Origin of the sequence: Rhodoferax sp. U11-2br (assembly GCF_018619435.1) — a bacterium.
Taxonomy (GTDB): domain Bacteria; phylum Pseudomonadota; class Gammaproteobacteria; order Burkholderiales; family Burkholderiaceae_C; genus Rhodoferax.
This window is the reverse complement of record NZ_JAHFZF010000029.1, coordinates 38,932-61,894: the sequence shown is the minus strand read 5'-3', so window position 1 is coordinate 61,894 and position 22,963 is coordinate 38,932. Positions and strand designations below refer to the sequence as shown.

Below are 22,963 nucleotides of genomic sequence, written 5' to 3'. Positions count from 1 at the left end.
GGTGGTGAAGTGAACGGGCGGAGGGGGCTTGCGAAAGAACGGCACTTTTTTGACAAACAGCTTGAGTGCGTGCCAGTGGATACGAAAAGCGATGCCAAAGGTCATCATCGGGTAGCCCAGCAGGGCGCGCCTTGCCGATTGGGCGGTCAAGGGCTCCAACTGCCCTGCCACACTGGTCTCGATCAGCGGGCCAGCAGCATCGTCAAAGTCGATACGCGCCACGGTGCGTTTGAAGTCCGGCGTGGTCATGAAACGAAAGCGGTAACCCCCTTCCACCGGGCAAAACGGCGACACATGGAACACCTTGGCGGCGCGCAATTCCTGGCCGAAGCTGGGTTGGTCCAGCAAATAACAATGCCGCTCGCCAAAGGTGTTGTTGACCTCGGCCACGATGGCGCGCAGGCTGCTGTCTGGCCGGTGGCAGTACCAGAAACTCACCGGTTTGAAGGTGAAGCCCAGCACGCGCGGGTAGGCATGGAGCCAGACCTCACCGGTAGCGTCCACAATGCCCTCGCCTGCCAGCAGTTCGTCGAGCCAAGCCAGCGCGCCACCTTGGTCGGCACCCCGGCCATCACCATGGTCCGTGTCATAAAAACTCAGCGGTGCCCAGTGGTTGCGTGCCAGCGCACCCGAGCCATGGGCCCGCAGGCTGCGCATCGGCAGCATCAGGAAATAGGTCGGGTAATGGAAGTCGTGGCGTATTGGTTTGAGGCGGGTGTGGCGCACTTGGCCAAAACCGATCAACGGCTGCAGCGGGGCGGGGTTGGGGGCGGACACACTCATGCCCTGGTTGAGGTGATTTTGAAGAAAGTCATAGCAGAATGCGCTTGATTCATAAGGGCTAGGGGCCTGTTTGTCATGTGTTCGACAAGCTGGTGAGGCGCTGCGCCACCTCCAGCCCGGACTTCAGACCGTCTTCGTGGAAGCCATAACCCGTCCAAGCGCCGCAGAAGTAGGTGTGTTGCTGGCCTTGTAATGCAGGCACCTGGGCTTGAGCGCGGATCGCGTGCAGGTCAAACACTGGGTGGGCGTACTCAAACTCGCCGAGGATGCTGGCCGGCTCAATCGGTTTCACCGGGTTGAGCGACACCAGCACAGGCTGGCTGAAAGGCAGCGGTTGCAGGCGGTTGAGCAGGTAATGCAGGCAGACCCGCGCATCACGCTGGACCGCGCCCTTGGTGCTGGCACTCTCAAAGTTCCAGGACGCCCAGGCTAGCTTGTTGCGCGGCAGAACCGACGCATCGGTATGCAACACCGCCCGGTTGGACTGGTAACGGATGCTGGCCAGTGTGTGTTGTTCGGCCTGGCTCGGCTGCGCCAGCATGGAGAGCGCTTGGTCCGAATGGCAGGCCAGCACCACCTTGTCAAAACGTTCGGTCACACCCTGGCTGGTGATGCTGACCCCGTCGGCGTCCCGAGCAATACGCTGCACCGGTGTGTTCAGGCGTTTGTCGCTGATGTGAGCAAGGATCTTGTCGACGTAATGGCGCGCGCCGCCCTGCACCGTCCACCACTGCGGGCGGTTGCTGACCTGGATCAGGCCGTGGTTGTGGCAGAAGCGGACCATGGTGGCCACCGGGAACTGCAGCATCTGCTGGGTCGGGCAGCTCCAGATGCAGCCCAGCATCGGCAGCAGGTACCAGTCGCGGAACTCGTCGGAGAACTGTTCTTGGCGCAAAAAGTCGGCCAGCGGCTGCATCAGCTCGGAATCCAGGCCCTGCAGCGCCAGTTCGGTGGTCAGCCGGTTAAAGCGCAGCAGATCTCGCAGCATGCGCCAAAAACGTGGGTTGAGCAGGTTGCGGCGCTGGGCAAACACGGTGTTGAGCGAGGAGCCGCTCCACTCCAGCGGTGCACCCCCGGCCTGTCCCGGCACCTGGACCGAAAACGACATGTCGGACTGGGTGGTGGGCACCTGCAACTCGGCCAACAGCCGGATCAGGTTCGGGTAGGTGCGTTCGTTGAACACCAGGAAGCCGGTGTCCACGCCGTAAGTTTGCGGCCCCTGCGGCGTTGGCAGGGTGATGTCAACGGTGTGGGTGTGGCCGCCAAAATAGCTGTCGGCTTCAAACAGGGTGATTTCGGCATGGCCGCGCAGGGTGTGGGCAGCAGCCAGACCGGCAATGCCGGAGCCAACAATGGCGATTTTCATAAGAGGCGAGTTCAGTAAAAACGAGAACGTTACTTTGTGACTAATTAGTAATTTATCACATTGACTCGTTTTGCGCTGGCCTTTTTCACGCTGACCTTGCCGCTGCAGGCCTGGCTTGGCCGCTCCCACTGTGTGAACCGGCCCTGGACCAGGCTCGGTCAAGCCCCGTCAGGCCGGGTAATGACGCGCGCCAAAAATGGCTGAACCAACCCGCACCAGGGTGCTGCCCGAGGCCACCGCGGCCTCCAGGTCGGCGCTCATGCCCATCGACAAGGTGTCGAGTCCAAGGCCTGCGCCGTTCAAAGCATCAAACAGGTCTCTAGCCCTTGTGAATAAAGAACATTCAGCTTCAAAATCAGGAGCTGGATCGGGGATGCACATCAGTCCGCGCAAGCGCAACTGCGGCAGCTGGCCCACCGCCTGGGCCAGTGCCAGCGCGTCAGCCGGGGCCACGCCGGACTTGGTCGGGCCGCCGTCGACATTGACCTGGATACACACCTGCAACGGTGCCAGATGGGCCGGGCGCTGTTCACTCAGACGCTGGGCGATCTTGAGCCGATCCACCGTGTGCACCCAGTCAAAATGTTCGGCTACCAGCCGGCTTTTGTTGCTCTGGATCGGACCGATGCAGTGCCACACCAGGGGCAGCTCGCGCAGCTCGGTGATTTTCTGCACCGCTTCCTGGATGTAGTTTTCACCAAACCAGGTTTGTCCGGCGGCATACGCGGCCTGGACGGCATCGGCACCAAAGGTTTTGGAAACCGCCAAAAGTGTGACGGAATCGACGGGTCGGCCAGCACTTTGGCAGGCAGCTTGCAGGCGCGAGCGCACTGCGGCCAGTTGTAATGGAATCGTGGTCATAATTGCTTTAGCGTAACAAACAATCCCGGGGGTTTTGTGGATATCACCCAATTGCTGGCATTCAGCGTCAAAAACAAGGCATCCGACCTGCATCTGTCGGCAGGTTTGCCGCCGATGATCCGCGTCCACGGGGATGTGCGCCGCCTCAATGTGGATGCGTTGGACCACAAACAGGTGCACGCCATGGTCTACGACATCATGAACGACGCCCAGCGCAAACACTACGAGGCGTTTCTGGAGATTGACTTCTCGTTCGAGATCGAAGGCTTGGCGCGTTTCCGGGTCAACGCCTTCAACCAGAACCGGGGCTGTGGTGCGGTGTTCCGGACCATTCCGAGCAAAATTCTGACGCTGGAGCAACTCAACTGCCCGAAGATTTTTGCCGACCTGGCACTCAAACCGCGTGGCCTGGTGCTGGTGACCGGGCCCACCGGCTCGGGCAAATCGACCACGCTGGCGGCGATGGTCAATTACCTCAACGAAAACGAGTTTGGCCACATCCTCACCGTCGAAGACCCGATTGAGTTTGTGCACGAGTCTAAAAAATGCCTGATCAACCAGCGCGAGGTCGGCCCCCACACCCAGAGTTTTGCCGCGGCCCTGCGCTCGGCCCTGCGCGAAGACCCGGACGCCATCCTGGTTGGTGAAATGCGTGACCTGGAAACCATCCGCCTGGCGATGACTGCGGCCGAGACCGGCCATCTGGTGTTTGGCACCTTGCACACCAGCAGCGCCGCCAAAACCATCGACCGGATCATTGACGTGTTTCCGGCCGAAGAAAAAGAGATGGTGCGCGCCATGTTGTCCGAGTCGTTGCAAGCGGTGATCTCGCAGACCTTGTGCAAAACCAAGGACGGCCAGGGCCGCATCGCCGCGCACGAGATCATGCTGGGCACCAGCGCCATCCGCAACCTGATCCGCGAAGGCAAGGTGGCGCAGATGTATTCGAGCATCCAGACCGGCAACAGTGTCGGCATGCAGACACTGGACCAGAACCTGACCGATCTGGTGCGGCGCAATGTCATCAGCGCCGCTGAAGCCCGCACCAAGGCGAAAATTCCCGAAAACTTCCCCGGCTAGATGTGGCACCCCCCCGGCTTGCCCACTGCGCCGGCAACGGTTTCAACCGTTGTCGCAAGTGGCTGCGGGGGCCATGCCGGTGGCCCGACAAAGCCGGCTCCAAGGTATTTCTGGCTCTATTGGGCTAACTCGTAGACTGACTCAGTTTGAATAAGGAGGTGTTCTGATGGAACGCGATCAAGCCACGACATTTATCACCGACCTGCTCAAACTCATGATTGGGCGTGGCGGCAGTGACCTGTTTCTGACTGCTGAACTGCCTCCGACCATCAAGGTGGATGGCAAGGTCACCAAGGTGTCGCCGCAGCCACTCAACGGCACCCACACCATCGCGCTGGCGCGTTCCGTCATGAATGACCGTCAGATGGCCGAGTTCGAGCGCACCAAGGAGTGCAACTTTGCGATCTCGCCGCCCGGTCTGGGGCGCTTTCGGGTCAATGCTTTCATGCAGCAGGGCAAGGTGGGCATGGTGATGCGTACGATCCCGAGTGTGTTACCCACCATCGACGGCATGAAACTGCCGCCGGTGCTCAAGGAGATTGTCAACGCCAAGCGCGGCCTGTGCATTTTGGTCGGTGCCACCGGCTCCGGTAAAACCACCACGCTGGCGGCGATGGTGGACTGGCGCAACTCGACCACCTATGGCCACATCATCACGGTGGAAGACCCGATCGAGTTTGTGCACGCCCACAAGAACTGTGTGGTGACCCAGCGTGAGGTCGGTATCGACACCGACAGCTGGGGCGCGGCTCTGAAAAACACCCTGCGCCAGGCACCCGATGTGATTCTGATGGGCGAAATCCGTGACCGAGAAACCATGGAGCTGGCGATTGCTTTTGCCGAAACCGGGCACATGTGCCTGGCCACCTTGCACGCCAACAGCACCAACCAGGCGATCGACCGGGTCATCAACTTCTTTCCGGAAGAACGCCGTCAGCAGGTACTGATGGATCTGTCGCTCAACCTCAAGGCCATGGTCTCACAACGCCTGATCGTTAAACCCGACGGCAAGGGTCGCACCGCGGTGGTCGAGATCATGATCAACTCACCATTGATTTCCGACCTGATCTTCAAAGGCGATGTCGCCGAGATCAAGGAGATCATGAAAAAAAGCACCGAACTGGGCATGCAGACCTTCGACCAGTCGCTGTTCAAAGCCTACGAAGAAGGTGGCATCAGCTACGAAGACGCCTTGCGCAACGCCGATTCGGTCAACGATCTGCGTCTACAAATCAAGCTCAACAGCAAACGCAGCAAGAGCAGCAACCTCGCCGCTGGCACCGAAAACATCACCATCACCTGACATTTTTGAAAGACCCCAATACATGACGAGCAAGAGCTACGAACCCATTCCCTCCCGCCGAGTCGCCTTTTTGGGCCTGGGGGTGATGGGATACCCGATGGCGGGCCACTTGGCCCGTGCGGGACACCAGGTCACGGTGTACAACCGGACAGCATCAAAATCCATAGCATGGTGTTCAGAATACACAAGGGCTGATGGCCAAAAAAATGCTGTAAGTTACGCCGCTACACCACGCCAGGCGGTGCAGGGTGCCGAGCTGGTGTTTTGCTGTGTGGGCAACGACGACGACCTGCGCAGTGTGGTGTTGGGCCCAGACGGTGCGTTTGCCGGCATGCAAGCCGGTGCGGTGCTGGTGGACCACACCACCGCCTCGGCCAATGTGGCGCGTGAGTTGTATGCCCGCGCCAAAGAACTGGGTCTGAACTTTGTTGATGCGCCGGTTTCCGGTGGCCAGGCCGGTGCCCAGAACGGTGTGCTCACCGTGATGTGTGGTGGTGACAAGGCAGCGTTTGAGGCCGCCCAGCCGGTGGCGATGGCTTTCTCCAGAGCCTTCACCTATCTGGGTGACAGCGGCGCGGGCCAACTCGCCAAAATGGTCAACCAGATTTGTATTGCCGGGCTGGTGCAAGGCCTGGCCGAGGCGGTGGCTTTTGGTGACAAGGCCGGGCTCGACATGAACCAAGTGCTCGACGTGATTGGCAAGGGCGCCGCACAAAGCTGGCAACTCGACAACCGTGGCAAAACCATGGTGGCCGATCAGTTTGACTTTGGTTTTGCGGTGGACTGGATGCGCAAGGACTTAGGTCTGGTGCTCGACGAAGCCCGGCGCAACGGCGCCAAGTTGCCGGTGACCGCGCTGGTGGACCAGTTTTACGCCGATGTGCAGGCCATGGGTGGGCGTCGCTGGGACACCTCCAGCCTGATCAAGCGTTTGAAATAGGTTCCCCCCTGAGCCGCGCCTGGCGGCGCGTCATCCCCCAAAGGGGGACAACACCTGCGGCCCGGCAGAGCCGGTTCCGCGGTGTTACTGGCTTGGGCTGTGGCTGTCGGAGCCGATCAGGCCACTCGCCGTTTATTTGGCCGTTGACTTGGACTCGGGTGCGGGTTGTGGCAACAGGTTTCGCAACTCGTCTTCACTGATGATCTCGAACACCCGCACCACTTTTTGCACACCACTGGTCGAGCGCGCGATGTCGGTGGCGCGGTCTGCTTCACGCTGGGTGACGCGGCCCATCAGGTACACCGTGCCGCGCTCCGTCACCACCTTGTAGGCATTGGCAAACAGGTCTTTGGCATCCACAAAACCGGCCTTGACCCGGCCGGTGACTAGCACATCGGAGGAGCGCTGCGTCAGCGTGGAGGTCCCTAACACAACCAGCTCGTTGACCACAGATTGCACGTTGTCCACCCGGGCCACCACCTGTTCCACCAACTGGCGGTCTTGCGCTGAGGGCACTTCACCGGTCAGCAACACACGCCGGTTGTAGCTGGTGGCATTCACATGCACGCGATCACCCAGGTTGTCTCGGATGCGGCTGGCGGCGCGCAGCTCAATGCCTTCGTCCTCCAGTTGGGCGCCCGAGGTGCGCCGATCGGTGGCCACAAAGCCGGTCATCACCGCGCCGCCCATGATCACCGGGAAACAGGCTGTCAAGCCCGTGCTCAGGCCAATGGCAAGCGCCATGACGCTGACAAGTCGTCGTGAGGGGTAGTTCATAAGGGGTTTTCTGTATCGCCGAGTAACAGCTCATCCACCGCGTCACATAGGCAGTGCAGCGTCAGCAGGTGAACCTCCTGGACACGTGCCGTGCGTTCGTGCGGCACACAAATATGCACATCGGTGTCGCGTAAAGCACGGTTGAGCTTGCCGCCACCACGACCACTCAGGCCAATCACCACCATGTCGCGCTCGTGGGCGGCTTCCACCGCCTTGAGCACATTCTCCGAATTGCCGCTGGTGGTGATGGCAATCAGCACATCACCGGCCTGGCCCAGGGCACGCACCTGGCGTGAGAAAACGACGTCGAAGCCATAGTCGTTGCCGACGGCCGTCAGGATCGAGCTGTCGGTGGTCAGGGCGATGGCGGCCAGTTCGGGGCGTTCGCGCTCAAAACGGCCGACAAACTCGGCGGCGAAGTGCTGCGCGTCGGCGGCCGAGCCACCGTTGCCACAGGCCAGCACCTTGCCCCCGCTGGTGACACAGGCCAGCAAGGCTTGCACCGCGTTGGCAATGGGTTGACTCAAAACCGGCGCGGCCTGGTATTTCAGGTCGGCACTTTCGATGAAATGTTGTTGGATTCGTTGCTCTAGCATGGGTGGCATGATACCCGGACCGGACTGAATCACGCCTTAAAACCTTGGCAAAAACGGGTTATCACAAAGTCTTACACCCGCCGTCCTGTCTAGGCCGCGTCAAACGCGCCCTGAATCCACACCACCTCGCCCGATTGCACCGTCACCACATCAAAACGGCAGGGTGGCAGGCGTGCTAGTCGCATCAGGTAGTGGCGTGCCGCCAGCACAATCCGGCCTTGTTTGACCGCGCTGACACTGGCGGCGGCACCGCCATGGCTGGCACTGCGGCGCTGGCGCACCTCGACAAACACGCAGGTGCCGTCGGGCGCACGCATGATCAGGTCGATCTCGCCGCCACCGCGTCCCGGGGTTCGATAATTGCGCTGTAACAGCACCAAGCCAGCGCGCTGCAAATGCTGCAGCGCCAGCGCCTCGGCGGCGTCGCCCGCCTGCTTGGTGGTGCGGGGTTTGAGCTGCCCTTTTGTCGAAAGAAGTCCCATGTTGAATTCTCCCCCCTTGTCCCGGCTAAGCAGCACCTTTGTCAACGCTCTGCAGGCAGCGCGTGACGCCGCCGCTGGCCAGAATTATCTGCCTGGTGCCTTGTATGTGGTGGCCACACCGATTGGCAACCTGGCCGACGTCACCTTGCGCGCCTTGCACCTTCTGCAACTGGCCGACGTGGTGGCCTGTGAGGACACGCGCCACACCCAGGCGCTGCTGCGCGCCTATGGCATCGACAAAACGCCGGCGCAACTGCTGGCGGTGCATCAGCACAACGAGGCGCAAGCGGTGCAAACGGTGCTGGAGCGGTTGCAGCAGGGCCAGCGGGTGGCCTATGTCAGCGACGCAGGTACCCCTGCCATCAGCGATCCTGGCGCCAGGCTGGTGGCCGGGGTGCGTGAGGCGGGTCTCTGTGTGGTGCCGCTGCCCGGCGCCAGCAGTGTGATCACGCTGCTGAGTGCGGCCGGTGTGTTGGCCGACAGCAGCGGGCACAGCGGTTTTGTGTTCGCCGGTTTTTTGCCCGCCAAAGCCACGGAACGCACGACCGCTGTGCTGGCGCTGTCGGCGGAATCACGTGCGGTGGTGCTGCTGGAGGCGCCACACCGCATCGAGGCCCTGGCCATTGCCCTGGCCGTGCTGGGTGAACGGCCACTGACCGTGGGGCGTGAGTTGACCAAACAGTTTGAAGAAATTGCCACGCTGCCGGCCAGCCAGTTCCCGGGCTGGCTCAGCGCCGATGCCAATCACACACGGGGTGAATTTGCGCTGGTCTTGCATCCGGCAGCCGCGACGGCCAGCGCCGGGCCGGACACCCGTGTGTTGCAACTGCTGCTGGCCGAGTTGCCGCTGAAAACCGCCGTGAAACTGGCGGCCGAGATCACCGGCGAGCCGCGCAACGCCTTGTACGAGCTGGCGTTGACGCTCAAGGCCGGTTGAACAAAGCTGCGCTGTGTGTCAGCCCGCCCGGGCGCGTGAGTACAAGGGCAAGACCTTGGGCAGGTTGGCCTCGATGTCAGCGATGCGGGTTGTGCCCGCCGGGTGGGTCGACAACCATTGGGGTGGTGCGCCCTTGTTGGCCACGGCCATTTTTTGCCACAGGCTGACACCGGCGCGCGGGTCAAAACCAGAGCGCGCGGCCAGCTCCATGCCGACCAGATCGGCCTCGGATTCGTCGCTGCGGCTGAACTGCAGTGTGAGCAGCTGGGCGCCGTAGTTGGTCACCGTCTGCCCGAGTTCGCCCAGGCCCAGAACCTGGCTGAGCAAGGTGGCACCAATGCCGGTGGCGGCGTTTTTGCCCATGCGTTCACGTGCGTGTTCACGCAGCGCATGTGCGATTTCATGACCCATGACCATGGCCGCCTCGTCGTCGCTGAGTTTGAGCTGGTCCAGGATGCCGGTGTAGAACGCGATCTTGCCGCCTGGCATACAAAACGCGTTGATTTGTTTGCTGCCAATCAGGTTGACCTCCCAGCGCCAGTTGGCAGCGCGCGGGTTCCAGCCGAGGGCGTGGGGGATGATCTTCTGGGCCATGGTGCGCAGGCGGCGCAGCTGGGGGTTGTCCTTGCCCGCCAGAGCATTCTGCGCGGCGGCTTGTTGCAGCATCTGCGCGTACTGCTGGGCGGCCGATTTTTCGATGGTTTCGGCAGGCACCAGCTTGGTGAACACCGAGTTGCGGCCCACATCCACCCCTTCGGCTTGCGCCAGCTGCAGCCCTGCGCCCGGCACAGCCAGTGTCAGGGCGGCACCTTGCAGCAGCAATCGCCGCTGCGCGCAAAAGTAGCAGCTGTGGTGGTTATTCATGGTTGATTTGTCCTGTCAACTGACATGGCCCTTCTGTAGAGTGAGGCCCTCAGATTCGTGATTTTGTCTGTGCAATTGTGGCTCAAGGCGCGAAAATTCAAGCCACATAAAAACCATTTGCGCCCAAGGCCTAGGAGACATTTGATGACCGCCCCCCTGTTTGTTGCGTCGATTGACGCCTGTGTGGATCACATCCTGGATGCCGTTGCCGGGCCGATTGTGTTGGGCATCCCGTTGGGGGTGGGCAAACCCAACCCGCTGGTCAATGCGCTGTACCAGCGCATCAAGGCCAACCCGGCGCGCCAGTTGCGCATCATCACGGCCTTGTCACTGGAGAAGCCGGTCGGTCACAGTGAGCTGGAGAAGAACTTTCTGCAACCCCTGGTCGAACGGGTGTTTGGTGACTACCCGGACCTGGACTACGTCAAGGACCTGCGCGCCAACCAGCTGCCCCCCAACATCGAGGTGCAGGAATTTTTCATGAAAACCGGCGACTACCTTGGCAACGTGGCGGCGCAGATGGGCCATATTTCCACCAATTACACCTTTGCTGCGCGTGACATGGCGGTGCAGGGCATGAATGTGGTGGCGCAAGCGGTGGCGGCCAAGGGGGAGGGTGAAGGTTTGCGCCTGAGCCTCTCAAGCAACCCCGATATCACCCAGGCGGTGGTTGAGAGTGTGCGCGCCAGCGGACAACCGGTCATCACGGTCGGTGTCATCAACCACAAGACGCCCTTCATGCCCAATGGCGCCGAGATCAGTCCCGATTTTTTTGATGTGGTGGTGACCGACCCGGCGGGCACCCACGATGTGTTTGCGCCGCCCAACAACAAGGTCAGCCCCGCCGACTACGCCATCGGCCTGCATGCCTCTAGTTTGGTGCAGGACGGTGGCACCTTGCAGATTGGCATTGGTTCCCTCGGGGATGCGATTGGCCAGTCGTTGATCGTGCGGGACCGCCATGGGCCGGAGTACCGGCGCATTCTGGCGTCGATCTGCCCGGGCGGGCTGGCCGGACGGGAACTTGGGCGTTTTGACATCGGGCTGTATGGCTGCTCGGAGATGCTGGTCAACGCCTTTTTGCGCCTGATCGAGGCCGGCATCATTCGCCGCGAGGTGTATGACGATGCGGTGTTGCAACAGCTGCTCAACAGCGGTGAGATCCCGGACAACTGCGTCACGCCTCACATGCTGCAGGCCTTGCTGGATGCCGGGCGCATCCGCTCCCCACTCTCCGAGGAGGACCTGGACTTCCTCAAACACTATGGCATCCTGCGTGCCGAGGTGGTGCTGCATGGCCAGCAGCTGCGCTGTGGCAGCCACCAGTGCAGCAACCAGATCCGCGAGCCGGCCAGCTTTGCGCAGGTGAGCCAGCACATGTTGGGCACCCACCTGCTCCATGGGATGTACATGACCGGCGGGTTTTTCCTGGGGCCACGCGACTTCTACGAGCGCCTGCGCACCATGGCGCCGCAAGACCTGGCCAAGATCGACATGACGCGCATCGACTTCATCAACCAGCTCTATGGCAACGATGCGCTCAAACGTGCCCAGCGGCGCAAGGCCAGTTTCATGAACACCACCATGGTGGTGACCCTGCTGGGCGCGGCGGCCAGTGACACGCTGGAGTCGGGCCAGGTGGTCAGCGGGGTCGGCGGGCAATACAACTTTGTGGCGATGTCCCACGCGCTGGCGGACGCGCGCCTGATCATGATGTTGCGCGCCACCCATGACAACAAACATGGTCTCAAAAGCAGCATCGTCTGGAACTATGGCAGCGTCACCATTCCGCGGCATTTGCGTGATGTGGTGATCACCGAATACGGCATTGCTGAGTTGCGGGGGCAGTCGGATGGTGAGGTGGTCAAACGCCTGATTGCGATTGCCGATTCACGCTTCCAGGACGAGCTGGTCAAACAAGCCAAGGCGCACGGCAAACTCGAAGCCAACTATGAAGTCCCCGAGTGTTACCGCCACAACCTGCCCGAGGTGATCGCCGCCAAGATCAAACCCTGGTCTGAGGCCGGGCTGCTGCCCGACTTCCCCTTTGGCACCGACCTGACCGAAGACGAGTTGCACATGGTGCGGGCTTTGAAGAAGATGAAACACGCCAGCCACCATCCGGCCGAACTGGTCACGATGGCGGTCAAAAGTCTGTGGGAGGGCAAAGAGGCGCCGCCCGCTTATCTGGCGCGCCTGGGGCTGGACGAGGTGCACAGCTTCAAGGACCGCGTGATGCGCCGCCTGTTTGCCAATAACCTGTGATGTTTGTCAAAAAAAATAGCTTTTGGCCCTTGTTTTATAAGGGCTAGAGGCCAATAACGCTTATAAACCTCAGGCAGAGCAACAGGCCGGGCATCTGCTGATGCCGCCCCGTGCCTATTTGATGCAGACCGAGCGCACCATCTTGAGGTCGGTCAGGCCCATCATGACTTTTTCCATACCGTCCATTTTCAGGGTGCGCATGCCGCCTTCCACCGCCGTGGCAAACACCTCGGCGACGCGGGCGCGCTCCTGGATCTGCTTCTTGATGCCGTCATCGGCAATCAGCAGCTCGTGCAGGCCAACACGGCCTTTGTAGCCGGTCTGGTTGCACTTGTCACAACCCACATGGCGGTAAAAGTGCAGCTGGCCGTTGTCGGCGTACAACTGTTTCCAGTTGTCGATCAGCTGCGTCAAGGCGCCCTCGTAGTCCTGCGCCCAGGCGGCCGAGTGGCGCAGCTCCTCGGCGTATTCCATCGCGAACAGGCGCAGCTCTTCGGCGTCGGGCACATAACTTTCCTTGCAGATACACAGCTTCTTGGCCAGCCGCTGCGCCAGGATGCCCAAGAGTGCATCGGCAAAGTTGAACGGGTCCATGCCCATGTCCAGCAGCCGGGTGATGGATTCGGGTGCCGAGTTGGTGTGCAGGGTGGAAAACACTAGGTGCCCGGTGAGTGAGGCCTCCACCCCCATGGCCACAGTTTCCTTGTCGCGCGACTCACCGACCATGATGATGTCGGGGTCGGCCCGCAAAAATGCCCGCATGATCAGCGCAAAGTCGATGCCGGCCTTGCGGTTGATCTGCACTTGGCGCAAGCCTTTCTGGGTGATTTCGACCGGGTCTTCGGCAGTCCAGATCTTGGTGTCGGGCTTGTTCAGGTGTTTGAGGATCGAGTGCAGCGTGGTGGTTTTGCCCGAACCGGTGGGGCCACACACATAAAACAGGCCGTAGGGTTTCTCAATCGTCTGGATCACCCGCGCCATGTTGTGGCTGGTCAGGCCCAGTTTGTCCAGCGGAATCGGTTCACCGGCTGCCAGAATCCGCATCACCACGTCTTCCACCCCACCGGCTGAGGGGATGGTGGCCACCCGCAGTTCGATGTCGAGCGGGCCGTATTTCTTGAACTTGATCTTGCCGTCCTGCGGCTTGCGGCGCTCGGAGATGTCGAGGTCACACATGATTTTCAGGCGTGTGACCATGGCCTGGCGGAAATGCGCCGGTACCTCGATGTAGGGCTGCAGCGAGCCGTCAATGCGAAAACGGATGCCGGTCTTGAACTTGCCCGGCATCGGCTCGATGTGGATGTCCGAGGCGCCCTGGTGGTGCGCGTCGATGATCACCTTGTTGACAAACTTGACCAGTTCGTTGTCGGCCGCAGCCGATTCCAGCGCGTCGCTGAGGCCACCGTCGTCGTCCATCGGGCCACTGTCCATGTCGGCCAGCATCTCGCTGATGCTGCCACCGGTGACCTCGATGCCAAAAATCTGTCCCAGGGTGTCACGAAACTCGGTGTGGGTGGTGACCCGGTAGGAAAAGCTGGTGATACGCGGAAACACCTGCTGCACGATGCGTGAACTGCGCACCGCCTCCGGGTCCAGGCACATGATGACCAGCCCAGTGGGTGAATCCTCCAGCGGAATCCAGCCCTGCTCTTCAATAAACTCGCGCTTGAGGGCGCCGTGCAAGGCTTCTGCACGGATGCGCCCTTCGGTCCAGGGCTCATAAGGCACGCCAAAAAATTTGGCCAAGGACGGTCCGATCTGCGCGGCGCGGACCTGGTACTGGCTCAACAGCAGGCTTTCTACCGTGAGCCCCTGGGCACGTGCGTCCTGCAGGCATTGCTGCAGTTCACTGGCGGTCATCACACCGTCAGAGACCAGCCCGTCGTATTTGGTCACCATGCGCCGTACACCTTCCTCGGTGCCATGGATGCGGTGGCGGATCGCCGTGGCCAGGGTTTTGCATAACTGCGAAATACCCTCTATCTCCAGATCACCAAAGGGTTTATTGCTCTTGTTATTGATGACCTGCAAGACGCCGTAGAGGGTCTCACCCTCCAGAATCGGCGCCACCATCATCTGCCGGGTGCGGTAGCCCGAGCGTTTGTCCACCTCTTTCAGGAACGACAAGGCCGGGTGGATGGTTTTGAGCGACTCATCGTCATACACATCGGGCAGGTTGACCAGCATGTGGCTGTAGGCTACGTACCCGGCAATACTCTGCGGGGAGATCGGTAGTTTCAGGTCGCGGCTGCTGTTGAGCCCGGTCTTGACCTTGGAGATGATGGCCGTGTTGTCCTCGTTGACCACATACAGGGTCAAGCGGTCGGCATCAAACAGCTTGCAGATGTCCTGGCTGGCTTCGAGCATGATCTGCTCGATGTTGTCGGTCTCGTGGATACGGGCCGTCACATGCTGAAGCTGCTTGTAAAAAAGTGCTTCAAACGTCATACCACTTCGATCGGCGTGGTGGATTTTGAGGCCAGTGTTCATGACGGTTTGATCTCAAACAGAGTGCAGGGTTCCAGGGCCGGTGGCCAACCCGTGTGCCGGGTCAACCGTCCCCATGGATCAGCTCTGGAGGAATTGCATTTCTGTGCCCGCCAGCAAGATCCGGTCACCATGTTTCAGCACAACCGGCTCTTCACCCACGGTGTTGCCATTGAGGGTCAGGCGATCTTGGCCTTCGACGTGGTGCACAAAATAGTTGTGTCGGCGTTGGGTGATGGCGGCCACCGACACCCCGGGTTTGCCCACCGTGGTAACCACTTTGGTCAGGGCCATCTCGCGCCCCGCAGCGGCACCGGTCAGCACCTTGATGGCACCTTTGAGCTCTGGAACCGCTGCCGTGGGGGCCACAGGCATTGGCGCAGGCGCTTGCGGCCTGTGCATCATGGTGCGTTCATAGGCATCGTCGGCCCCGGCAGCGTCAAACCGGATCTTGTATTTGCCCATTTCCATGACATCACCGTGCTGCAGGACTTGCCGCTTGACCGCCTTGCCGTTGATGTAGGTGCCGTTGGTACTGTGCAGGTCTTCGACGGCCACCTGATCGCCGGTTTTGATCAGCACCGCGTGTTCGCCGCTGACCGTCAGGTTCTCAATCACGACGTCGTTGTAGGGCCTGCGCCCAATGCTTGTCCGGTCCTTCGTCAGAGTGACTTCACTGTGGACGACGCCGTCCATCATCACCGTTATGTGGGACATGATTCTCTCCTGTACAACGCAGTATATGGGTTTGAACCGGGCACAGCACCTTCCTGGATCAGGGCTTGCCGAACAAGCGTGAGATTAAACCGGATTTTTCCGGCGCCTTGCCAGCCTGCGCCAACAAGACCGAAATGTTGTCGCGTCCGCCATTGAGGTTGGCGCGTGCCACCAGCTCGGTGGCCAGCAGCGTCAGGTTATTGTGGTTGTTCAGGGTGAGCAGGATGTCCTTGTCGGACAACATGTCGGTCAGACCATCGGTGCACATCACGTACAGATCGCCTTCCTGGACCGGGTGTTCGTGAATTTCGACCCGCACCACGTCTTCCACACCGAGCGCCCGGGTCAACAAATTTTTGCCGGGTGCATACGCGGCTTGCTCTTGTGTCAGATAACCCGCATCCACCTGTTCCTGCAGCATCGAGTGGTCTTTGGTGATCTGGGTCAGCACCCCGTCACGCAGGCGGTAACAACGTGAGTCACCCACATGCCCCAGAACCAGTTTCCCGCCATGAAAAACACCTGCCACCAGTGTGGTCCCCATGCCGATGTACTGCGGGTTGGCATTGGCCGCGTTCAGGATGGCCAAATTGGCCTCGTCAAAGCAGGTTTCAAGCATCCTGGCCACCTGCGACGGGCTGTGGTGCCTGTCTTCGGTCGACAACCAGCGCACCAACTCGGAGGTGACCAGCTGCACAGCCATGCTGCTGGCCACTTCGCCAGCGTTGTAGCCACCCATACCGTCTGCCAGTACCGCCACGCCCAGATCGGTGTCAAAGGCCAGGGCGTCCTCGTTGTTGGCCCTGACCAGGCCGGCGTCGGTCAGCGCGTGAAAACTGTAGTGCATCATGAATCGTCAATGTTCCTGTCCAGCCTGTCCTTGATTGGCGGTTCCTGAATGTGCGGCACGACCACCTTGGTGGCAGTGTGAAGGCCTAACGTCACATTTTGCCCTGAATGTGCGGTACACCTGCGGGCCATCCGGGCGCTGGCCCGCAGGGCTATAAAAAAAGCGTTCAAACCACCCGGGCTTGAACGCTTTGTCGAGCAGTTGCGGCGGCCACAGGTCGCCAGCACCCGCAACAGGTTTACAGCAAAGCTTTGAGCAATTTGGCCATTTCAGACGGGTTGCGTGTGACCTTGAAGCCACACTCTTCCATCACAGCCAGCTTGGCCTCGGCGGTGTCGGCACCACCTGAGATCAAGGCGCCAGCGTGGCCCATGCGTTTGCCAGCAGGTGCGGTGACACCGGCGATGAAGCCCACGATCGGTTTTTTCATGTTGAGCTTGCACCAGCGTGCGGCTTCAGCTTCGTCGGGGCCACCAATTTCACCGATCATGATCACCGCGTCGGTGTCCGGGTCGTCGTTGAAGGCCTTCATGATGTCGATGTGTTTCAGACCATTGATCGGGTCACCCCCAATACCGACCGCGCTGGATTGACCCAGGCCGATTTCGGTCAACTGTGCCACCGCTTCATAAGTCAGCGTGCCGGAGCGGCTGACCACACCGATGCGGCCCTTGCGGTGGATGTGACCGGGCATGATGCCGATCTTGATCTCGTCGGGCGTGATCAGACCCGGGCAATTCGGTCCGAGCAACAAAGTCTTTTTGCCGCCAGCAGCCTCTTTGGCCTTCATCTTGTTACGCACTTCGAGCATGTCACGCACCGGAATGCCTTCGGTGATACAGATCGCCAGGTCCAGATCGGCTTCCACAGCCTCCCAGATGGCGGCAGCGGCGCCTGCGGGCGGCACGTAGATCACTGACACGGTGGAGCCGGTTTCCTGGGCCGCTTCCTTGACGGAGGCGTAAATCGGGATGCCGAAGATGGATTCGCCGGCCTTTTTCGGGTTCACCCCGGCGGCAAAACAATGTTTGCCATTGGCGTATTCCTGGCACTTTTCGGTGTGGAACTGACCGGTCTTGCCGGTGATGCCCTGGGTGATGACCTTGGTGTCTTTATTGATGAGGATGGACATGGTGTTTCCTATTCAGTCTCAGGCTGCGGCTTTGACGGCAGCGACCACTTTCTGGGCCGCATCGGCCATGGTGTCGGCGCTGATGATCGGCAGGCCCGACTCGGCCAGCATCTTCTTGCCCATTTCTTCGTTGGTGCCTTTCATGCGCACCACCAGCGGTACCGACAGGTTGACCGCCTTGCAGGCGGTGATGATGCCGGTGGCGATGGTGTCGCACTTCATGATGCCGCCGAAGATGTTGACCAGAATGGCCTTGACCTTGGGGTTTTTGAGCATGATCTTGAAGGCTTCGGTGACCTTCTCGGGGGTGGCACCGCCGCCCACGTCGAGGAAGTTGGCGGGCTCTGCGCCAAACAGCTTGATCGTGTCCATGGTGGCCATGGCCAGACCGGCACCGTTGACCAGGCAACCGATGTCGCCGTCCAGGCTGATGTAGGCCAGGTCAAACTTGCTGGCTTCGACCTCGGCCGGGTCTTCTTCGTCCAGATCGCGGTAGGCCACAATTTCCGGGTGGCGGTACAGCGCGTTGGCGTCAAAGTTGAACTTGGCGTCAATGGCCTTGATGCCACCATTGCCTTCCAGAATCATCGGGTTGATTTCTACCAAGGATGCGTCGGTGTCCATGTAGACCTGATACACCTTTTGCAGCACATCCACCGCCTGCGCGACCGAGCCTGCGGGCACACCAATGGCGTTGGCCAGTTTGGTGGCCTGCTCGACCGTCAGGCCGGTGGCCGGGTCGACGATCTCGGTGACGATTTTCTCGGGCGTGCTGTGGGCCACCTCTTCGATGTCCATGCCACCTTCGCTGGAGACAATCATCGCCACGCGCTGGCTGGCGCGGTCGGTCACCGCCGAGACGTAATATTCTTTCTTGATGTCGGCGCCGTCTTCAATCAGCAGGCGACGCACTTTTTGACCTTCGGGGCCGGTCTGGTGTGTCACCAGCTGCATGCCCAGGATCTCACCGGCGAGTTTTTTCACATCGTCAATCGAGCGCGCCAGCTTCACGCCGCCGCCCTTGCCACGCCCACCGGCGTGGATCTGTGCCTTGACCACCCAAACCGGGCCGCCAAGTTTTTGTGCGGCTTCGACCGCTTCTTGAACAGTGAATGCTGCAATGCCGCGGGGCACTGGCACACCAGCTTGGCGCAAGATGTCCTTGCCTTGGTACTCGTGAATTTTCATGAGGTCTCTCTCGGGAACGGAAGTTGATAGTGCACCTGAAAGCCGTTTGTGGTCAACGGTTTACCGACGCTGGGTGATGCGTCGCGGACTGTATCATGATGAATTGATTCAATCTTTAGCCAGTCTTACAAGACCTGGCGTTTTTATTCACCATGCACAAAATCTTCATCGACGGCGAGGCCGGCACCACCGGACTGCAGATTCGCGAACGTTTGCAGCAGATGCCCGGCATTGAGCTGCTCAGCATCGCGCCCGAGTTGCGCAAGGACGCCGCCGCCAAACGTGCGCTGATGGCCGAAGTGGACTTGGTGGTACTGTGCCTGCACGACGAGGCTGCTATTGAATCTGTATCAATGATCGCAGATATTGAAAGGGCTACAGGCCAAGAAGGCCCTAAGGTCATCGACGCCTCCACCGCCCACCGCACCGCACCTGGCTGGGTTTACGGTTTTGCCGAACTGTGTGCTGGCCAGCGCGATGCCATCCAAGCCGCGCGGCGTGTGGCCAACCCGGGTTGTTACGCCACCGGCGCCATCGCCCTGATCCGTCCGCTGGTGGATGCCGGGCTGATCCCGGCGGACTTCCCGCTATGCCTGCCTGCTGTGAGTGGTTATTCGGGTGGCGGTCGCCCCATGATCGAAGCCTACGAACAGGGCAAAGCCCCGGCTTATGAGTTGTACGCGCTCGGCCTCAAACACAAACACATCCCGGAAATCCTGGCCAACACCGGCCTGACGCGCCGCCCGTTGTTTGTGCCCTCGGTCGGCAACTTCAAACAGGGCATGCTGGTGCAGATCCCCTTGCATCTGGACCTGTTGCCCGGCCAGCCCATTGTGGCCGACTTGCATGAGGCACTGGCTAAACATTACGCAGGCAGCGAATGGGTCAGCGTGGTGCCCACTGGCTCGGACAGCAAACTCGACGCGGTGGCACTCGACGGCAGCGATGCCATGGAGCTGCGCGTGTTTGGCAACCAGGATGGCAACGACAGCTTCCGCCACGCGCTGCTGGTGGCGCGGCTGGACAACCTGGGCAAAGGCGCCAGCGGCGCGGCAGTGCAAAACATGAAACTGATGCTGGGGCTCTGAAACGATGGCGGTCGAGCTGTCCAAAGAGACCCGCGCGACGGCGGTGGCCTCGATTGAGCGCTGGTTCACGGCCAACATGGACTTGCGCATTGGCAACATGCAGGCCGCTGAACTGCTCGACTTCTTTTTGAAGGAGCTGGCGCCGAGCGCTTACAACCAAGGGGTGGCTGACGCCCAGGCGCAGATGCTGGCCCGTGTCAACGAGCTCGACATCGATTGTCACGAGAGTGAGTTTGCCTACTGGAACGGTGGGCGACGACGCGGTACCTGACGCCCGGCCAGCGGCCCGTTACTCGTCGTCAGCTCCGGCGACCACCCGTCGGATGGTGTCGCCACCAAAACCGCGGCTCGCCAGAAAACGCATTTGTTTGGCCCGCTGATCGGCGTCTTGCGGGGCCTGACCAAACTTTTTTTGCCAAACATCGCGCGCACGTTCGAGCTCGGTGGCGCGCAAACCCTGAACAGCATCTGCCACCGCCTGCGGGTCGAGCCCCTTGGCTTGCAACTCCTGCTTGATGCGTGATGCGCCAAGTTTGCTGGCGCGGCGGTTCACCACCGACTCCAGCACCCGCTGTTCACTGATGAAACCCTTGGCCTGCAAGTCATCGAGCGCGGCGGCGAGGCTGCCGGGCTCTTCCTCAAACGGCGCCAACTTGCGCTCCAGCTCCAGCCGCGAGTGTTCACGGCCGCTAAGCAGGCGCAGAGCGCGCCCTTTGAGGGAGGGTGTGGCAAAGCCCATTCAGCAAATTACTATTAAAAATGAAGCTATATACCCTTATTGAATAAGGGCTATACCGCCTTTTTGCTGGCAGCCTTGGCTGCAGCATCGGCCGGCTCGGAGCCCGCCAGCAGCGGGATGCCCAGAGACGCGCGCACCTTGTTTTCAATTTCGCGGGCGAGGTCGGTGTTTTCTTTCAGGAACTCGCGTGCGTTGTCGCGGCCCTGGCCGATTTTTTCACCGTTGTAGGCGTACCAGGCGCCGGACTTGTCGAGGATGTTGGCGGTGACACCCATGTCGATGATTTCGCCCTCGCGGCTGATGCCCTGGCCAAACATGATGTCGAACTCGGCGGTCTTGAACGGTGGCGAGACCTTGTTTTTGACGACCTTGACCTTGGTTTCGTTGCCAATCGATTCCTCCCCCTTCTTGATCGTGCCGGTGCGACGGATGTCCAGCCGTACCGAGGCGTAGAACTTGAGCGCGTTGCCGCCGGTGGTGGTCTCAGGCGAGCCAAACATCACACCAATCTTCATACGGATCTGGTTGATGAAGATGACCATGCAGTTGGTTTTTTTGATGTGGGCGGTGAGTTTGCGCAGCGCCTGGCTCATCAACCGGGCTTGTAAGCCGGGCAGGCTGTCACCCATTTCGCCTTCCAACTCGGCCTTGGGGGTCAGGGCCGCCACCGAGTCGACCACGATCAGGTCGACCGCGCCGGAGCGCACCAGGCTGTCGACAATTTCGAGCGCTTGTTCACCGGTGTCGGGCTGGCTGATCAGCAGGTCTTGCAGATTGACACCGAGGTTCTGGGCGTACTGGATGTCGAGCGCGTGTTCAGCATCGACAAATGCACATTGGCCGCCAGTTTTTTGCATCTCGGCAATCACCTGCAGGGTCAGCGTGGTTTTGCCGGAAGACTCCGGGCCATAAATCTCCACAACACGACCACGCGGCAGACCACCTACACCGAGCGCAATGTCCAGCCCAAGTGAGCCGGTCGACACCACCTGGATGTCTTCGATCACTTCGCCTTCACCCAGGCGCATGATGGTGCCCTTGCCAAACTGTTTCTCGATCTGGGCCAGCGCCACCTGCAGGGCTTTGGCTTTTTCGGCGTTGGCGGGGGTGAGTGTTTTTGCGGGTGCGTCCATGGTGGTCTCCTGAGGTGTCAACAAGTGGGCGGATAGGAAAGCTTGCGCATCCTCTGTCAATAACTACAGGCTGGATGCTTGAACAGTAGTTTACAAGCACTGTTAAAAATAGAAAAGACAATTTATAGTCAATTTGGTTTACTATTTTGGACATGGACACCTCCCCTTCTGACACCGGCTGGCGCCAGGCGCATCTGGGCCACTGGCTGGCGCTGGCGTTGCAGCGTTTTGATGCCCGTGTGTTGCAGCTGATGGCGCGCAATGATCGGGTGCCGCTGGCGCTGTCCAACCTGGCGGCGCGCGGCAGTTTGACCGCCTCCCACATCCACATCACGCGGCATCTGGCGCTGCAGGGTTCGCGCCTGACCGAGCTGGCGCAGCGTGCTGGTGTCAGCAAACAGGCGATGGGCAAGCTGGTGGACCAGTGCGCTGCCTGGGGCCTGGTGCAGCGCCAGGACGACCCGCAGGACGCCCGTGCGCGCCGCGTGTTATTCACCCCGACCGGGCTGGCCTGGCTGCAGGCTTTTGAAGAAGCGGTGACCCAGGCCGAGGCCGAATTACGCGCCGCCGTCGGCTCGGAGGTGGCCACCGTGATTGCTATCGGACTGGAAGCATACGCGGCCTAAAATGGCCTGAAAAGAACGCGAGACAGCCCGTAACCCATAAGGCCCTAGCGGCCATCACGAGGAGACAGCCATGCGAATTTTGATTGCCGAGGACGACCAGGTGCTGGCAGACGGTTTGCTGCGTACCCTGCGCAGTTCGGGGGCCGCGGTGGACCACGTGGCCAGCGGCACCGAGGCCGATGCGGCACTGATGACCAACACCGAGTTTGACCTGCTGATCCTGGACCTGGGGCTGCCCAAAATGCACGGGCTGGAGGTGCTCAAAAAACTGCGTGCGCGCGGCTCCTCGTTGCCGGTGCTGATCCTGACCGCCGCTGACAGTGTGGAAGAACGGGTCAAAGGCCTGGACTACGGCGCCGACGACTACATGGCCAAACCCTTCAGCCTGCAGGAGCTCGAAGCCCGCGTGCGCGCCCTGAGCCGACGCGGCATGGGTGCCGCCAGCAGCACCATCAAACACGGCCCGCTGATTTACGACCAGGGCGGCCGGGTGGCCACCATTGACGGCGTGATGGTCGAGCTGTCGGCGCGGGAGCTGGGCCTGCTGGAGGTGCTGCTGCAGCGTGCCGGGCGCCTGGTCAGCAAGGACCAACTGGTCGAGCGCCTGTGTGAATGGGGCGAAGAGGTCAGCAACAACGCCATCGAGGTCTATATCCACCGCCTGCGCAAAAAGATCGAAAAAGGCCCGATCCGCATCGCCACCGTGCGCGGCCTGGGCTACTGCCTCGAAAAGATCCCCGGGTAGCCCA

At 60.7% G+C, this 22,963-nt stretch carries 23 protein-coding genes; 9 read left to right on the top strand and 14 right to left on the bottom strand.

Going from position 1 to position 22,963, the window contains the following annotated elements; all coding sequences use genetic code 11:
- The 3 genes from KKO72_RS16710 to KKO72_RS16700 form a co-directional block, all read right to left on the bottom strand.
- Positions 1-783, bottom strand: a 783-nt coding sequence (locus tag KKO72_RS16710; RefSeq protein WP_214941442.1) for a DUF1365 domain-containing protein, incomplete at its 3' end; no start/stop codon positions are given.
- A 73-nt stretch (positions 784-856) separates the two neighbouring features.
- Positions 857-2,149, bottom strand: coding sequence for an NAD(P)/FAD-dependent oxidoreductase (locus KKO72_RS16705; protein ID WP_214941440.1), 1,293 nt, complete (start codon positions 2,147-2,149; stop codon positions 857-859).
- A 168-nt stretch (positions 2,150-2,317) separates the two neighbouring features.
- Entirely contained in the window at positions 2,318-3,010 is a 693-nt protein-coding gene (locus KKO72_RS16700; protein WP_214941437.1) for a YggS family pyridoxal phosphate-dependent enzyme, read from the bottom strand.
- 36 nt (positions 3,011-3,046) lie between these two features.
- On the opposite strand from KKO72_RS16700, the gene KKO72_RS16695 reads away from it, so the two are divergent.
- From KKO72_RS16695 to KKO72_RS16685, 3 genes are all read left to right on the top strand, one after another.
- Positions 3,047-4,090, top strand: coding sequence for a type IV pilus twitching motility protein PilT (locus KKO72_RS16695; protein ID WP_180125965.1), 1,044 nt, complete (start codon positions 3,047-3,049; stop codon positions 4,088-4,090).
- Positions 4,091-4,256: 166 nt separating this feature from the next.
- A complete protein-coding gene (locus KKO72_RS16690; RefSeq protein WP_214941434.1) occupies positions 4,257-5,393 on the top strand; it encodes a PilT/PilU family type 4a pilus ATPase in 1,137 nt (378 codons plus the stop codon).
- Positions 5,394-5,415: 22 nt separating this feature from the next.
- Positions 5,416-6,333, top strand: coding sequence for an NAD(P)-dependent oxidoreductase (locus KKO72_RS16685; protein WP_214941431.1), 918 nt, complete (start codon positions 5,416-5,418; stop codon positions 6,331-6,333).
- A gap of 132 nt (positions 6,334-6,465) precedes the next feature.
- Here KKO72_RS16685 and KKO72_RS16680 read toward each other — a convergent pair whose 3' ends face one another.
- From KKO72_RS16680 to KKO72_RS16670, 3 genes are all read right to left on the bottom strand, one after another.
- Positions 6,466-7,110 (bottom strand): BON domain-containing protein, encoded by a 645-nt coding sequence (locus KKO72_RS16680; RefSeq protein WP_214941428.1) that lies wholly within the window; start codon positions 7,108-7,110, stop codon positions 6,466-6,468.
- Entirely contained in the window at positions 7,107-7,706 is a 600-nt protein-coding gene (locus KKO72_RS16675; RefSeq protein WP_214941425.1) for a phosphoheptose isomerase, read from the bottom strand. The genes KKO72_RS16680 and KKO72_RS16675 overlap by 4 nt, the downstream gene beginning before the upstream one ends.
- An 89-nt stretch (positions 7,707-7,795) precedes the next feature.
- Entirely contained in the window at positions 7,796-8,188 is a 393-nt protein-coding gene (locus tag KKO72_RS16670) for a YraN family protein (protein WP_214941421.1), read from the bottom strand.
- Here KKO72_RS16670 and rsmI point away from each other — a divergent pair.
- A complete protein-coding gene (gene rsmI, locus KKO72_RS16665; protein ID WP_214941420.1) occupies positions 8,187-9,125 on the top strand; it encodes a 16S rRNA (cytidine(1402)-2'-O)-methyltransferase in 939 nt (312 codons plus the stop codon). The genes KKO72_RS16670 and rsmI overlap by 2 nt on opposite strands.
- 18 nt (positions 9,126-9,143) lie before the next feature.
- On the opposite strand, the gene KKO72_RS16660 is transcribed toward rsmI, so the two are convergent.
- Complete coding sequence (locus KKO72_RS16660) at positions 9,144-9,989, bottom strand: M48 family metallopeptidase (protein WP_214941418.1); 846 nt, start codon at positions 9,987-9,989, stop codon at positions 9,144-9,146.
- Between the two features lie 144 nt (positions 9,990-10,133).
- Here KKO72_RS16660 and KKO72_RS16655 point away from each other — a divergent pair, with 144 nt between their 5' ends.
- A complete protein-coding gene (locus KKO72_RS16655; RefSeq protein ID WP_214941416.1) occupies positions 10,134-12,254 on the top strand; it encodes an acetyl-CoA hydrolase/transferase C-terminal domain-containing protein in 2,121 nt (706 codons plus the stop codon).
- A gap of 114 nt (positions 12,255-12,368) precedes the next feature.
- Here KKO72_RS16655 and KKO72_RS16650 read toward each other — a convergent pair whose 3' ends face one another.
- The 5 genes from KKO72_RS16650 to sucC form a co-directional block, all read right to left on the bottom strand.
- A complete protein-coding gene (locus tag KKO72_RS16650; protein ID WP_214941415.1) occupies positions 12,369-14,744 on the bottom strand; it encodes an ATPase, T2SS/T4P/T4SS family in 2,376 nt (791 codons plus the stop codon).
- Between the two features lie 78 nt (positions 14,745-14,822).
- Positions 14,823-15,458 (bottom strand): FHA domain-containing protein, encoded by a 636-nt coding sequence (locus KKO72_RS16645; protein WP_214941413.1) that lies wholly within the window; start codon positions 15,456-15,458, stop codon positions 14,823-14,825.
- 58 nt (positions 15,459-15,516) lie between these two features.
- On the bottom strand, positions 15,517-16,308 hold the full coding sequence (locus KKO72_RS16640) for a Stp1/IreP family PP2C-type Ser/Thr phosphatase (RefSeq protein ID WP_371736897.1): 792 nt from the start codon (positions 16,306-16,308) through the stop codon (positions 15,517-15,519).
- Between the two features lie 238 nt (positions 16,309-16,546).
- The gene (sucD, locus tag KKO72_RS16635; protein WP_078364848.1) at positions 16,547-17,440 is read right to left on the bottom strand and encodes a succinate--CoA ligase subunit alpha; all 894 of its coding nucleotides are present in this window, start codon (positions 17,438-17,440) and stop codon (positions 16,547-16,549) included.
- Positions 17,441-17,458: 18 nt separating this feature from the next.
- Positions 17,459-18,628 (bottom strand): ADP-forming succinate--CoA ligase subunit beta, encoded by a 1,170-nt coding sequence (gene sucC, locus KKO72_RS16630; RefSeq protein ID WP_078364847.1) that lies wholly within the window; start codon positions 18,626-18,628, stop codon positions 17,459-17,461.
- A gap of 152 nt (positions 18,629-18,780) precedes the next feature.
- On the opposite strand from sucC, the gene argC reads away from it, so the two are divergent.
- Together argC and KKO72_RS16620 are read left to right on the top strand one after the other, a co-directional pair.
- The gene (gene argC, locus KKO72_RS16625; protein ID WP_214941409.1) at positions 18,781-19,716 is read left to right on the top strand and encodes an N-acetyl-gamma-glutamyl-phosphate reductase; all 936 of its coding nucleotides are present in this window, start codon (positions 18,781-18,783) and stop codon (positions 19,714-19,716) included.
- A 4-nt stretch (positions 19,717-19,720) separates the two neighbouring features.
- Positions 19,721-19,987, top strand: a complete 267-nt coding sequence (locus KKO72_RS16620; protein ID WP_214941407.1) for a DUF2164 domain-containing protein — start codon at positions 19,721-19,723, stop codon at positions 19,985-19,987.
- A gap of 18 nt (positions 19,988-20,005) precedes the next feature.
- Here the strand turns inward: KKO72_RS16620 and recX are convergent, their stop codons facing one another.
- Both recX and recA read right to left on the bottom strand, forming a co-directional pair.
- On the bottom strand, positions 20,006-20,455 hold the full coding sequence (recX, locus tag KKO72_RS16615; protein ID WP_214941403.1) for a recombination regulator RecX: 450 nt from the start codon (positions 20,453-20,455) through the stop codon (positions 20,006-20,008).
- Positions 20,456-20,505: 50 nt separating this feature from the next.
- Entirely contained in the window at positions 20,506-21,588 is a 1,083-nt protein-coding gene (gene recA, locus KKO72_RS16610; RefSeq protein ID WP_078364844.1) for a recombinase RecA, read from the bottom strand.
- 152 nt (positions 21,589-21,740) lie between these two features.
- Between recA and KKO72_RS16605 the strand changes: the two genes are divergently transcribed.
- Together KKO72_RS16605 and KKO72_RS16600 are read left to right on the top strand one after the other, a co-directional pair.
- A complete protein-coding gene (locus tag KKO72_RS16605; protein ID WP_214941400.1) occupies positions 21,741-22,214 on the top strand; it encodes a MarR family winged helix-turn-helix transcriptional regulator in 474 nt (157 codons plus the stop codon).
- A gap of 70 nt (positions 22,215-22,284) precedes the next feature.
- Positions 22,285-22,959, top strand: a complete 675-nt coding sequence (locus KKO72_RS16600) for a response regulator transcription factor (protein ID WP_078364842.1) — start codon at positions 22,285-22,287, stop codon at positions 22,957-22,959.
- The last annotated feature ends 4 nt before the right edge of the window (positions 22,960-22,963 follow it).